The sequence below is a fragment of the Zoogloea sp. GDB6 genome (genome assembly GCF_056724105.1).
The window spans coordinates 675479-689397 of record NZ_CM161497.1 but is presented as its reverse complement, the minus strand read 5'-3'; the positions used below and the strand labels follow the sequence as shown (position 1 = coordinate 689397).

General features: G+C 68.4%; 9 protein-coding genes. 2 read left to right on the top strand and 7 right to left on the bottom strand.

Annotated elements, in window-relative coordinates; all coding sequences use genetic code 11:
* Window positions 1-18 precede the first annotated feature (18 nt).
* Window positions 19-705 carry a response regulator gene (locus AC1PQG_RS03100; protein ID WP_481121211.1) on the bottom strand — a complete coding sequence of 229 codons (687 nt, stop codon included), beginning with the start codon at window positions 703-705 and terminating at the stop codon, window positions 19-21.
* Window positions 702-2243 (bottom strand): DUF4118 domain-containing protein, encoded by a 1542-nt coding sequence (locus AC1PQG_RS03095; protein WP_481121210.1) that lies wholly within the window; start codon window positions 2241-2243, stop codon window positions 702-704. Before AC1PQG_RS03095 ends, AC1PQG_RS03100 begins: the two co-directional genes overlap by 4 nt.
* A gap of 137 nt (window positions 2244-2380) precedes the next feature.
* On the opposite strand from AC1PQG_RS03095, the gene AC1PQG_RS03090 reads away from it, so the two are divergent.
* A complete protein-coding gene (locus AC1PQG_RS03090; protein WP_481121209.1) occupies window positions 2381-3475 on the top strand; it encodes a PA0069 family radical SAM protein in 1095 nt (364 codons plus the stop codon).
* Between the two features lie 18 nt (window positions 3476-3493).
* On the opposite strand, the gene AC1PQG_RS03085 is transcribed toward AC1PQG_RS03090, so the two are convergent.
* Genes AC1PQG_RS03085 through AC1PQG_RS03065 form a run of 5 tightly spaced genes read right to left on the bottom strand, consistent with a single transcriptional unit; the run spans window position 3494 to window position 11048 of the window.
* A complete protein-coding gene (locus AC1PQG_RS03085; protein ID WP_481121208.1) occupies window positions 3494-4060 on the bottom strand; it encodes a hypothetical protein in 567 nt (188 codons plus the stop codon).
* Complete coding sequence (locus AC1PQG_RS03080; RefSeq protein ID WP_481122960.1) at window positions 4035-4844, bottom strand: type IV pili methyl-accepting chemotaxis transducer N-terminal domain-containing protein; 810 nt, start codon at window positions 4842-4844, stop codon at window positions 4035-4037. The genes AC1PQG_RS03085 and AC1PQG_RS03080 overlap by 26 nt, the downstream gene beginning before the upstream one ends.
* Window positions 4845-4849: 5 nt before the next feature.
* Window positions 4850-6307: a metalloprotease TldD gene (tldD, locus tag AC1PQG_RS03075; protein WP_481121207.1), complete on the bottom strand. Its 1458-nt coding sequence runs from the start codon at window positions 6305-6307 to the stop codon at window positions 4850-4852.
* Between the two features lie 31 nt (window positions 6308-6338).
* Window positions 6339-7154 (bottom strand): carbon-nitrogen hydrolase family protein, encoded by an 816-nt coding sequence (locus AC1PQG_RS03070; protein ID WP_481121206.1) that lies wholly within the window; start codon window positions 7152-7154, stop codon window positions 6339-6341.
* Window positions 7155-7175: 21 nt separating this feature from the next.
* Complete coding sequence (locus AC1PQG_RS03065; RefSeq protein ID WP_481121205.1) at window positions 7176-11048, bottom strand: YhdP family protein; 3873 nt, start codon at window positions 11046-11048, stop codon at window positions 7176-7178.
* A 168-nt stretch (window positions 11049-11216) separates the two neighbouring features.
* Here AC1PQG_RS03065 and glnE point away from each other — a divergent pair, with 168 nt between their 5' ends.
* The gene (gene glnE / locus AC1PQG_RS03060; protein WP_481121204.1) at window positions 11217-13907 is read left to right on the top strand and encodes a bifunctional [glutamate--ammonia ligase]-adenylyl-L-tyrosine phosphorylase/[glutamate--ammonia-ligase] adenylyltransferase; all 2691 of its coding nucleotides are present in this window, start codon (window positions 11217-11219) and stop codon (window positions 13905-13907) included.
* Window positions 13908-13919 lie beyond the last annotated feature (12 nt).

Below are 13919 nucleotides of genomic sequence, written 5' to 3'. Positions count from 1 at the left end.
ATGCGATGGCTGCGGGTTTCAGAGCTGGAAGCGGTAACCCACTCCAGTTTCGGTCAGGAAATGACGGGGCTGCGCCGGATCGCTCTCCAGCTTGTGGCGCAGGTGCCCTACATAGATTCGCAGGTAATGGTTACTGTCGGTGGAGGCCGTGCCCCACACCTCGCGCAGCAGCTGGCGATGGGTCATCACCTGGCCGGCGTGGGCGATCAGTACGGCGAGCAGGCGGTATTCGATGGGCGTCAGCTTGACCGCCTCGCCCTTGCGGCTGACCAGGCGGCGGGAGAAATCCACCTCCACGTCGCCGAAGCCGACCTGCGCCGCCTCGGTGCCGGCATTGGCGCGCCCGCGCCGCAACAGCGCCCGCACACGGGCCTGCAACTCGCCGATGGAAAAGGGCTTGGTCAAGTAGTCGTCGGCGCCAGCGTCGAGTACGTCGATCTTGTCATGCTCGGTGGAACGGGCCGACAGCACCAGCACCGGCGCCGACGACCAGCTGCGGAAGTCCTGCATGAAGTGGGCACCATCGGTATCCGGCAGGCCGAGGTCGAGGATCACCAGGTCCGGCCGACTGTTTCCCGCCTCGATCAGGGCCTGACCGCAGCTGTCCGCCTCCTGCACGCGGCAGCCCTCGGACTCCAGCGCAGAACGTACGACACGGCGGATCTGGCGTTCGTCCTCGACAACCAGGATCTGCGGACCATTCATGGCAACACTCCGGATTCCAGCGCCTCGACATCGATGGCTGGCGGTGTGCCAAGGGGTAACGTGAAAGCCACGCAGCCGCCCCCCGCCGGTGGATTGAAGGCGCGGATGGTGCCGCCATGGGCTTCGACGATGCTGCGGCAGATCGCCAGGCCGACGCCCATGCCGGCCACCGGACCTTCGCTGCCGCCCCGCTCGAACAGCTCGAAGACCTGCTCCAGGCGGTCCGGCGGAAAACCCTCGCCGCTGCTCCTCACCTGCACTTCGAGCAGCTCGGCGCCGGCGCGGGCGCTGACATGGACCGGCGTATCCGGCGGCGCGTACTTGGCGGCGTTCTCGAACAGGTTGCAGAAGACCCGCTCCAGCAGCACGGCATCGAACTGCACCAGCGGCAACTCGCCAAGGCCGCTGGTGCGCACCGGATGCCGCGCCATCGCCGGGCCCAGCAGCTGCAGGCTGGAGCCGACCACCTCCTCGATGGACTGCCAGTCCTTGCGCAGGCTGACGCGGCCGCTCTGCAGACGGGCCATGTCGAGCAGCTTGTCCACCATTCCGTTCACGCGCAGGGCCTGCTCGCGGATCGCCGCCGCCAGTTCGCGCGCCTCGTCCGGCAAGGGCTCGCGCAGCAGTGCCAGGGAGTCCGCCATCCCGTAGAGGGCGGTCAGCGGCGTACGCACGTCGTGGGACAAGGCCGACAGGATGGAGCTGCGCAAGCGCTCGGACTCCGCCTCCAGCTGCGCCGACTGGACAGCGGCAACAAAGTGCAGGCGCTCCACCGCCGTCGCCGCCAGCGAGGTGAGGGCTTCCAGCAGCGGCAGCTCGTCGATCGCATCCTCGGCCAGCGAGACGATCAGCACACCGCACACCTCGCCAGCCCCGGCCAGCGGCAGGAAATGGCGGCGCCGGCCGGGCCGCTCGGAGGCCCCCGACTCGATGACGCGGCCGCTGTCGAGCACCATGTGGCCGATCTGCATGTCCAGTGTGCCGAGCGTACCCGCCGCGAAGCTCTCCACCCGCAGGCCACGGTCGGCGCCGGGCAGCAGCAGCCATGCATCGGCCCCCAGCTGTCTGCCGATGAAGTCCTGCAGGGCCCGATCCACCTCCCCCGGCTGGCGCACACCGGCCAGACGCTTGGCGAGGTCGTACAGCGCGCGGACGATGCGCTCCCGGCGGCCGGCGTCGTAGGCCTGCCGGCGCTGGCCAGCGGTGAGCTGGCCGATCAGCAGCGACACCGCCAGCATCACCAGGAAGGTCACCAGGTACTGGCCGTGGCTGATCGCGAACGAAAAACGCGGCGGCACGAAGAAGAAATCGAACAGCGTCACACAGGCGAGGGAGGCCGCCACCGCCGGCCCACGCCCGAGGCGACTGGCCACCAGCACGACGGCCAGCAGGAAGATCATCACCGCGTTGGCCAGATCGAGCACATCGCGCAGGGACAGCGCCACGCCCAGCGCCAGCACGCAGACGAGCACGGCCAGCAAGTAGCGGAAGCGCACCGATTGCGATTCGAACAGCAGACGGGGCAAGGGAACGGGCATGGGGCGCGGCGCCGGTCGGGACGCCCGAGGGGAAGACAATGCAAATTGTTGCACCGCCCACATAAAAAAGGCGTAAACGCATCGATCGGCAAGATCGGTGCGATTGGATATACTGTATTTTTATACACACAATTCCGATGAAGCCTGCCCCACCCCGCGGACGCGGCAGCCGCCTGAACCCGGACAGCCGCTTCGCAGCCTGGCGCCGCGACGGTTTCGACGACGGCTGGGAAAGCGCCACTGACGCTGCGGACGACACCGCTGACCCGCCCAGGGGCCCGGCGACGACGCTGATCCTCGACCAGGCCAAGTCGGTGATCACCCGCAACAGCTCGCCGGACGTGCCCTTCAACCAGTCGGTCAATCCCTACAAAGGCTGTGAGCACGGTTGCGCGTACTGCTTCGCGCGACCGACCCACGCCTACCTGGGCCTGTCGCCGGGGCTGGATTTCGAGACGAAGATTGCGTGGAAACCCGACGCACCGGCGGTGCTGCGCCGTGAGTTGGCCGCCCCCGGCTACCGCTGCGAGCCGATCGCGCTGGGCATCAACACCGATGGCTGGCAACCGGTCGAGCGGCGCCTCGGCCTGACCCGCCAGCTGCTGGAGATCCTCGCCGAGACGCGCCACCCGGTGTCCATCGTCACCAAGTCGGCGCTGATCGAGCGCGACCTGGACCTGCTCGCCGACATGGCGCGGGACGACCTGGTGCACGTGATCTTCTCGATCACCACCCTCGACCCGGCGCTGGCCCGCAAGCTGGAACCCCGCGCAGCGACGCCGGCCCGGCGCCTGGCGGCGATGGAACGCCTGCACGCGGCCGGGGTGCCGGTCGGCACGCTGTTCGCACCGTTGATCCCGGCCATCAACGACCACGAGCTGGAAGCGGTGCTCGAAGCGGCCCACGCGGCCGGCAGCGATACCGCCGGCTACGCGCTGCTGCGTCTGCCCTACGAATTGAAGGATTTGTTCGCCGACTGGCTGGACAGCCATTTCCCCGACCGGGCCCGGCACGTGATGAGCCTGCTGCGCCAGTTGCGCGGCGGCGAGCTGTACGACAAGCGCTTTGGCCACCGCATGCGCGGTGAGGGCGTCTTCGCCGATCTCTACAGCCAGCGCATGCAGCGGCTGGCGGAACGGCTGGGACTCAACCGTTCGCGGCGACGCCTCAACACGGCGGCCTTCCGCCCGCCGCCGCGGCCCGGCGACGACCGGCAGTTAGCACTTTTCTGAGAGGGGAATGCAGCGGGCTCAGCGCCGGATGCGCCCGCCCCAGCCGATGCCGCCATAGCCGCGCCAGCCCGGGTAGCCCGGCGGATAGGCGTAGGGATAGGACCACAGCGGGTCCCAGTAGGGCTGCGACTGCATGCGGTAACGCTCCGCGTCGGCCTTCGCCTTGTCGAGCGCGGCGGCCTGCTCGGTATCGCGGCGCACCTTGTCGGCGGTGGCCTGGTCGCGGGCCCAGCGTTCCTGGGTGGCGGTGATCGCATCAAGCACCTCGGGTGCGACGCCCTGCTCACGCAGACGGATCGCCTCGGACGGGCTGAGCGCATGGCGGGTGCTGGTACGCGCGAGGGTATCCAGCAGCGTCGCGGTCGGCACGCCGGCGCGGGACTGGCGCAGGATCTCGTCGAGGCTCAAGGGCGGCTCCGGGCGGGCCGCCCCGAGCCGGGCCAGTTCGGCCGGGTCGAGGCGCTGGATGGCCTGCGGCGAGGACGACGGCGTCGCGCAGGCGCCCAGCAACACGGTAACAGCTGCGAAGGTCGCCCCCCGCAGCCGGGCAAGCGCCCGATCACGCATCACGGGCCAGCTTTTCATAAAGGCTGACGACCAGGTCCATCTGCTCGAGGATACGTTCGCTGGTGGAACCAACCGCCTCCGCGGCCTTCTTCTGGTCGGCTGCGGTGTTGAGGCTCAACGCGTTGCGGAAGAAGAACCACTGCTGTTCCACCAGCGCCAGTTCGGTCTTGAGCTGCGGCGTGTTCTGCGGGCTGGCCTTGAGCGTCTCGTGGGCCTTGGCGAATTCCTTGACCGCCGCGTCGAGCATCTCACCGGCGGGGCCGGCATTGACGCCGAGCTGGCGGAAGAAATACGCCTTGGCCATGCGCTGGGACAGCATGCGCTGACGACCGGCAAGGTTCACCAGCTGGCCGGCCGGCGAACCGGCGCTCTTTTCATAGGCCAGCGTCAGCTTGTGGGCGGCCGTCAGCACCGCCTCGCTGCCGCTCCACACCGCCTTGGGATCGCTACGGGGGTCGTTGAGCAGCGGGCGATAGCGGCCCCACTCCTGTTCCAGTTGCGGCAATGCGGCACGCACCTCGTCGCCGGGCTGGATGGCCTTCAACTCGGTCATCTGCAGGTCGAAGAGCTGCACCGAACGGCTCAACAGGATGCCGGCCCGGTCGGCTTGCACGCCCAGCACCCGCATCAACCAGGCCTTGGCCGTGCGCTGGGACAGCATGCGCTGACGCCCCGCCTTGTTGATGGCAATGGCCAGGCTGGAACCGCCGACGGCCTCCGCCGGAGCGGGCGCTGCCAGCACGCCCTTCACCGCCAGACTGCTGCAGACCCCGGCCAGGGCCAGGAAGCGCCGCCGCTCCATCGTGCTCAAGCGCCGGTACCGCCGACGGTCAGGCCATCGATGCGCAAGGTCGGCTGGCCGACGCCGACCGGTACGCTCTGGCCATCCTTGCCGCAGGTGCCGACGCCCGGGTCGAGGGCCAGATCGTTACCGATCATCGACACGCGGGTCAGGCAATCGGGGCCGTTGCCGATCAGCGTGGCACCCTTCACCGGACGGGTGACCTTGCCGTCCTCGATCAGGTAGCACTCGGAGGTGGAGAAGACGAACTTGCCGGAGGTGATGTCCACCTGCCCGCCACCGAAGTTGGCGGCATAGAGGCCGTTCTTCACCGAAGCGATGATCTCGGCCGGCTCGTGCTGGCCGGCCAGCATGATGGTGTTGGTCATGCGCGGCAGCGGCAGGTGGGCGAAGGATTCGCGGCGGCCGTTGCCGGTGGGGGCGACGCCCATCAGGCGGGCGTTGAGCATGTCCTGCATGTAGCCGACCAGGATACCGTCCTCGATCAGCACGGTACGCTGGGTCGGGTTGCCCTCGTCGTCGATGGTCAGGGAGCCGCGGCGGTCCGGCAAGGTGCCGTCATCCACCACGGTGACGCCCTTGGCGGCCACCTGCTGGCCGATGCGGCCGCTGAAGGCCGAGCTTTCCTTGCGGTTGAAGTCACCCTCCAGGCCGTGGCCGATGGCTTCGTGCAGCAGAATGCCGGGCCAGCCGTTGCCGAGCACGACGGTCATCGTGCCGGCCGGGGCCGGGCTGGCGCCGAGATTGACGCGCGCCTGATGCACCGCCGCCTTGGCGAAGCCGGACAGCACCTCGTCGCTGAAGTAGCCGTAGTCGTAGCGTCCGCCGCCACCGCCGGAGCCCTGCTCACGGTGGCCGTTCTCTTCCATGATCACCGACACCGACACCCGCACCAGCGGGCGCACGTCGGCGGCCAGATGGCCGTCGCTGCGTGCCACCAGCACCACTTCCCAGGAGCCGACCAGGCTGGCCATGACTTCCTTGACACGCGGGTCCTCGGCACGGGCCATCGCCTCGAGACGCTCCAGCAGCTTGACCTTGGCCACGTCGTCGAGGGAATCGTGCGGGTTGTCGGCGCGGTACAGGGCCAGCGGCGCCTTCTTCACGGCCTCGATCTTGTGGGTCTTGCGGCGGCCGCTGTCGGCGATCGCGCGGGTCGCATCGGCGGCATCCTTGAGGGCCTTCAGGCTGATGTCGTCGGAGTAGGCGAAGGCGGTCTTCTCGCCGGTGATGGCACGCACACCGACGCCCTGCTCGATGTTGAAGCTACCCGACTTGACGATGCCCTCCTCCAGGCTCCACGCCTCGGAGCGGTGGTACTGGAAGTACAGGTCGGCGTAGTCGAGCTTGTGGCGGAACAGCTTGCCGAAGACCTTGTCGAGATCCTCGAAGTCCAGGTCGTAGGGCTTGAGCAGCAGCTTGCTGGCCAGCTTGAGGGGATTGGGCGGGGGATTCTGGCTCATGGTCTCTCGGGGAAAATGGGTGTTCTTCGGGTCAGCCGATCTTGCGATGCTGCAGGGCCGGCAGGCTGGCGCGGACATCGGCGATGCGCGCCGGATCGAGGTCGGCAACGACCACGCCGGAACCTTCCGGCAGGCGGGCGAGCACCTCGCCCCACGGGTCGATGATCATGCTGTCGCCCCAGGTGCGCCGCCCGCTGGGGTGCTTGCCGCCCTGGGCGCTGGCCAGCACGTAGCACTGGTTTTCCACCGCGCGGGCGCGCAGCAGCATTTCCCAGTGGGCCTTGCCTGTAGTGTAGGTGAAGGCCGCTGGCAGGACGATCAGGTTGACGGTGCCCATCGCGCGGAAAAACTCGGGAAAGCGCAGGTCGTAGCAGATCGACAGGCCGACGCGGCCGCAGGGGCCTTCGAAGCTGACCACCTCGTTGCCGGCCTCGATGGTGGCGGACTCGTCGTAGTACTCGTCGCCCTTGCGGAAACCGAACAGGTGGATCTTGTCGTAGCGGGCCACGCGCCGACCCTCGTCGTCATAGACGAGGGTGGAGTTCTTGACCTTGTCGGGCACCGACGCCTCCATCGGGCAGGAACCGCCGATCAGCCACACCTTGTGGCGGCGGGCGGTCTCGCGCAGGAAGGCCTGGATCGGTCCACTGCCGTCGTCCTGCTCGCGGATGCGCACCTTGGCGGTCTCGTCGGCGGTGATCAGCGGAAAATACTCGGGCAGCGCGACGAGCTTCGCGCCGGCCTCGGCAGCCTCGGCAATCAGGCGCCCGGCGTCGGCCAGGTTGGCGTCCACGTCGGGGCCCGAGACCATCTGGACGCTGGCAATACGGCAAAGCGGTTGTGTCATGGGCGTCTCCTCGCTGACGGACTAGGGGGGTGTCGCGAGCGGCCGGACCGCCAGCTTGTCGACCTTGGGATCGGACCAGCTGCCGGTCACCCCGTACTCGAAGCTGAACAGCTTCTCGACCGGATCGCGCAGAACCTTCTGCACCAGATAGGCGGCCAACCCGATCGCCGGGTGGATGGCACCGGTGGTGGCGATGGCGGAGCCGACCGCGATCGACTCGGACAGGGTGGGCTGCACCTTGACCCGCAGGTTCTGCGTTTCCCGCACCGAGTCGGCTTCACCGCTCATATAGACACGGGCCGCGGGGCCGAACAGGTCGAGGTCATCGGTACGCAGCACGCCGTTGTTCATCTGGATGCTACCGGAAATGCGGTCGAAGGCGAATCCTTCGGAAAACACATCGCGGAAATCCAGCGTGATGCGGCGCGGCAGCGACTGCAGGCTGAGCACCCCGAGCAGGCGCCCGACGCCCGGTTCGAGCTGCGTGAACTGCCCGCTCTCCACATTGACCTGCAGCTTGCCGCCCAGGGTCGGAAAATGGATGGAGGTGGGCGCCCCGCGCCAGGACACGTCACCTTCCAGCTGGGCCTTGCCGCGCTTGACCGCTTCCGGGTAGCCAAGGCGGCCCAGCATCTTTTCCACGCTGGCGACATCGAGCTTGAAGTTGAGGCGGGTTTCCTCCCGGCTGCCGGGCCGCCAGCTGCCGTCGCCCGTCAGGGTGCCGTCCTGGTTGACGATGTTGAGCTGCTCCAGGCGCCAGATGTCGCCGCGATTGGCGGCCTTCAGCTCGAGTTTGCCGAGGGCATGGCCGCGCAGCACGAAATTGTCGGCACTGATGTCCAGGCCGGGCAGTTCGGACAGGCGATCCTCCTCGGCCCGCGACGTTTCGGTCGCGTCCTTGCCGCTGGCCGAACCCACTGACAACTGCTTGAAGCGCCCCTGCAGGCGGCCGCGGCCCTGGTCGCGCCACACCACGTCGCCGCTGGCCTCGCGGCTGACCAGCCGGGCCTGCCAGCCGCCCTCCTCCATCACTGCGCGCAGGGTCACATCGTTGAGACGCTGGCCGAGCAGGCGCAGCTCGCCGGCCCGCAGGGCCAGGCCGGACAGCGGGAAGCCGCTGCTGTCCTGGCTGCCGTTGGCCGGCGCAGCCGCCGTCTTGCCGGCCAGCGCCTTGCGCCACGCATCGGCATCCAGGCGGTCGGCGGTGGCGCTGACCAGCACGCCCTTGTCGCCCAGCCGCACCGGCTCGTTGAGGGCCATGCCGCCGCGTACGACCACCGTACGGTTGCCTTCACGGCGCCGCAGGAACTGGGCCTGGAAGCCTTGGCCGGCGGCCAGCTTGAGGGTGTCGCCACCCGGCACGCCATTGACCGAGGGGTTGGCGAGCATTTCGAAGTGGAAGGGCAGCACCGCGGCAGCCGACTTGTTGAGCGGTTCGGGCAGACTGGAGCTGACGCCCTGCAGGCCCGTGTCGAGCACGAAAGCCACGCCGCCCTGCTTCGGCACGCTGATCGCCCCTTTCCAAGCTGCAGTGCCCGACAGGTGGTCGAGCAGCGGCAGGTCCAGCTCGCGCCGCAGGGCCTGGGCGCTGAGGGAGCCCTGGGCGTTGATCAGCACGCTGCCGTCGGCACGGCTGCCGCCGGCGACGCTGACCGGGTCGCCGAGGACGCGGGCGGTGCCGCTCTTGATCTGCAGCTGGCTCTCGGTGAAGGCCAGCCGCCCGCTGGCCTCGGTGAATACCGGCATGGCCGGGTCGACCTGCAACTGGTTGTGGGAGAACTGGTACTCGCCCTTGACCCGCGAATTTTCCATCTTCTGCAACGGCAGGCTCAGGTGCAGATCCAGGCTGCCGCTGCCGTCGGCGCGGAAGGGGTCGGTGAAATGGTTGATCTTGCCGGCAATCGGGCTCTCCGAAAGGAAGCGCAGGAAATCCTGGGTCGGCCCGCCGGCGCTGCCGCGGATGCTCAGCACGTCGTTGTTCTCGAAATCCGGCAGCACAACCGCCACGTCCTTCAGTTCGACACCGAAGATATGGGCCCGCTGGGCCTTCACGGTCATGCCGGGGCCTTCGAAGATCAGCTCGCCGGTGATACCGTCGATCTTCGGCCAGCCCGGCGCATAGTCCAGGCGGCCGTCGGCGATCCGCGCGGCGACTCGGAAGGTACCGTCCTTCGGGTTGCGGAACGGGAACTTGGCCAGATCGCCCTTCAGGACCAGCCGCGTGTCCAGCGCCTTGCCACCGGTCAGGCTGTGCTGCAGCCAGTCTCGGGCGTCCTTGTTCACGACGCTGGGCATATAGCGCCATACCGCAGTGCTCTCGGCTTCCGACAGGCGCGCCTGCAGGTCGATTTCCCCCAGCGTGTCAGGCATGGCCCGGTAGCGGCCGGAGGCGGTACCGCGGGCGTCCTTGTTGGCAAAACCGACCTTGTCCAGGCTCACCTCCAGCACGCCGCCGGGGTGGCTCCAGGCCCCCTCCACCGCCAGCTCGGAAAACGCCAGCCGCGGCTCAGGAAAAACCCGTGGCAGATCGACGCTGGCGTCCTTGCCGCTCAGGGTGAAGCGGCCGCCGCGGTCGTTGCCCTCCACGCGCCCGGACAACCCGGCAAAGCCCGGCCACGTGCCCACCGGCTCGATTCCCAGGTGTTTGAACGTAGCGTCCATCGCGTAGGTGGCGACGGGCTCGCCGACGGCACCACCGCTCCACTTGACGTTGAGCGGCGCCACCGTGCCGCTCGGCGCCAATTCGGCAAGGCGCTTGCGGAAGTCCTCGTCGAGGGGCAGCCGCCCGGCCAGGCCCGACAGCGCGGCCAGGTCCAGCTGGTTGGCGACGAACTCGCCCTTGCTCGGCGTGCCGCCACGACGCTCCTGCAGGCGCAGGAAGAAATCGGTCGGCGCCACCGTCAGGCCGTCGCGGGTCTGCAGGGCCAGTCCCCGGGCGCTGGCCTCGACGACACCCTTGTCGTCGCGGAAGCGCAGCCGGCCCTCGGCACGCACCAGCGGGATGTCCTCGAGATCCTTGCCGAGGCGGGCATGGGCGTCGCGCAGCGCGAAATCTGCAGTCAGCGCCGTGAAACGGCCCTTCGCGAAATCCAGCCAGACGCGCAGGCCGCCGGCACCGTCGGCATCGAGGGGGTAATCGACCCATTGCCGCCAGGCGCCGAGATCGGCGTAGTCGAGGCCGGCATAGAGCTCGCCGCTCCAGGTGTCGAGGCGGGCCGGGTCGCGGCCGCGCAGTTCGCCACGCACGTCGAGGGCCGCCGCAAGCTGTGCCGGCGGCTGGGCGACAAGGCCGAAACGGTGGCTGGCACCGTGGTTTTCCAGGCGGAAGGACAGCTTGTCGAGACTCAACGGCTTGGCCCCGCGCAGCCCATCGGACCACTCCAGGCGCGCGTTGCGGATCACGATCTCGCGCTGGTCGAGCAGCCAGGCCGGGAAAGCGCTGGGCTCGCCGGCCGCATTGACCTGCAGCCCGGCCACGAAGATGCGCCCATCGGCGAGGCGCCGGATGGCCAGGTTGGGCGCTTCGATCTCCAGCCGGTGCAGGCGCAGGCGCATGAACAGCAGCGACGACCAGCCCACCTCGGTGTCCACACGGTCGAGACTCAGGGCCGGCTGGCCGGCCTTGTCCTTGATGACCAGCCCACCCAGTTGCAGGTGCGGATGCAAGCCGCGCCAGTCGGCGGACAGGCTGCCGATGTCCACCGGCAGACCAAGGGAACGGGACAGCAGCTGGGCAATCTCCCCGCGGTAGGCCGGCACCATCGGCAGTACCACGTGGCGCATACCGAGAAAACCCAGCCCACCGACGAAATAGACGACCAGCCCGACACCCACCAGCCGGCGCACGCACACGCGGGGCAGATGGAGTAGCAACCAGCGCAAGAACTTAGGCACGCGCAGCACGGAGACCACCCTTATGGGCGGATTCAGCCTCGACAGGGGCGGGCCGGACACGTTGCCGGAGGGCGACGCATCCGGCTTCAGGCTTGACGAAAATCAGTCCGGCAGACATAACTCGGGGCGAACATAAACAGTCCCGCATTCTATCAATCGGCCCCGCCCATGTCCGAAGCAAACATCATTCTTCCCGCCCCCGTCGAGACCGCCCTCGCCAGCTCGCGCTTCCTGCGCCGCCAGCTGGACAGCCGCCCGTGGCTGGCCGGGCAACTGGCAGCCAGTATCGACGCCCCCCTCGACGCCACCGCGCTGCGGGATTACCTGCGCGCCGAGAAGGTGGACGACAACAACCTGAAAACCGTGCTGCGCAAGCTGCGGGCGTGGGTGATCTGCCACGTGCTGGTGCGCGACATCGCTCGCCTGGCCGACCTGACGGAAGTCACCGAAACGATGACGCTGCTCGCCGACATCGCCGTCGAGACCGCCCACGACGTGCTGCGCGAACAGCTGGTGGCCCGCCACGGCATGCCGGTGTCCTCCGACGGCCGCGAGCAGGAGTTCATCATCATCGGCATGGGCAAGCTGGGCGGCCGCGAGCTCAACGTGTCGTCCGACATCGACCTGATCTTCGTCTACCCCGAAGATGGCGCCACCGCCGGGCCGAAGATCATCGACAACTTCGAGTTCTTCACCAAGCTCGGCCGCGGCGTGATCCAGGCCCTCAACGACCTCACCGGCGACGGTCAGGTCTTCCGCGTGGACATGCGCCTGCGCCCCAACGGCGACTCCGGCCCGCTGGTGGCCAGCTTCGACATGCTGGAAAACTACTTCATCACCCAGGGCCGCGAGTGGGAACGCTACGCGTGGATCAAGGCCCGCGTGATGACCGGCATCCGCGGCGCCGAGCTGTCGGCCATCGCCCGCCCCTTCATCTTCCGCAAGTACCTGGACTTCGGCGCCATCAATGCGATGCGCGACCTGCACGCACAGATCCGCCGCGAGGTCGCCCGCAAGGACATGGCCAACAACGTCAAGCTGGGCCCCGGCGGCATCCGCGAGATCGAGTTCCTGGCCCAGGTCTTCCAGCTGATCCGCGGCGGGCGCGACAGCGCGCTGCAGATCAAGCCGACCCTCAAGGTGCTCGATCGCCTCGCCGAGCGCGGCATCATCGCCCGCCAGGCGGAGCGCGAGCTGGCCGCCGCCTACGATTTCCTGCGCCGCCTGGAGCACCGCCTGCAATACCTGGACGACGCCCAGACCCACAACCTGCCGGCCAGCCCGGAGGATCAGGCGATCATCGCCAGGGCGATGGGCTTCGCCTCCTACCAAGCCCTGCTGGTGGAACTGGACGATCACCGCGAAGTGGTCGGCCGCCACTTCAACGGCGTCTTTGGCGACCCCACCGAGGCCGGCCACGACCTCGACACCCTGTGGTCCACAGCCTGCGACGAAGCACGCAGCAGCGAGGAATTCCAGCGCCTTGGCTACCCCGACCCGGCCGCTGCCGCGCGCCGCCTGTCTGCCGTGCGCAGCGGTAACCGCTACCAGCAGATGCCGCCGTCGATCAAGATGCGCTTCGACCCGCTGATTCCGCGGGTCATCGAGGCCGCCGCCGAAACCGCCGACCCGAACGCCACCTTCGAGCGCCTGCTCGACATGCTCGACGCGATCAGCCGGCGCGGCTCCTACCTGGCCCTGCTGCAGCAATACCCGCAGACCCTGCACAAGGTCGCCGAGCTGGTCAGCGCCTCGTTGTGGGCGGCCCAGTTCCTCAACCGCCACCCGCTGCTCCTCGACGAAGCGCTCGACCCGCGCATCCTGGAGGAAGAGCTCGACCTGCCCGCCTTCCGCGCCGACCTGGCCCGCCAGCTCGACGAGATCGAGCCGGACATGGAACGCCAGATGGACCTGATGCGCGAACAGCACCACGCCCAGGTGTTCCGCCTGCTCACCAAGGACATCGCCGGCAAGCTGACCGTCGAACGCCATGCCGACTTCCTGTCGGCACTGGCCGACATCATCGTGGACCTGACGATCACCATGTGCTGGCGCAAGATCAAGACCCGCCACCGGGACGACCCGAAGTTCGCGGTGCTGGCCTACGGCAAGCTGGGCGGCAAGGAACTCGGCTACGCCTCCGACCTGGACATGGTTTTCGTGCATGACGACGACGCCCCCGAGGCCGCCGAGGTCTACACCCGCCTCGGCCAGCGCACCAACACCTGGCTGTCCGCCCAGACCCCGGCCGGCCAGCTCTTCGAAACCGACCTGCGCCTGCGCCCCAACGGCGACTCGGGCCTGATGGTGGTGTCCCTCGAAGCCTTCCGCCAGTACCAGCTGGAGAACGCCTGGGTGTGGGAACACCAGGCCCTGACGCGGGCCCGCTTCTGCGCCGGCGACCGGGAGATCGGCCGCAAGTTCGAGGAGATCCGCATCGAGGTGCTGCGCCAGCCCCGCGATCTGGCCAAGCTGCGCGAGGAAGTGCTGGCGATGCGCCAGCGCATGGCGGACGCTCACACCCACAAATCGGACCTGTTCGATCTCAAGCACGACCGCGGTGGCCTGATCGACGTGGAATTCATCGTGCAGTACCTGGTCCTCGGTTACGCCCGTGAGCACCCCAGCCTGACCGGCAATCTGGGCAACATCGCGCTGCTGAAGATGGCCGGCGAACTGGGCCTGATCCCGGCTGACCAGGCTGCCACGGTGGCCGACAGCTACCGGGAATACCGCCGCCTGCAGCACGGCCAGCGCCTCAACAATCAGGTCTCGCGGGTGGACCGGGCTCAGGTAGCCGAGCAGGCCGCCGGCGTGCGCGCCCTGTGGAACCGGGTCTTCGGCGACACGCTGGCCTGAGGACCACCGGCG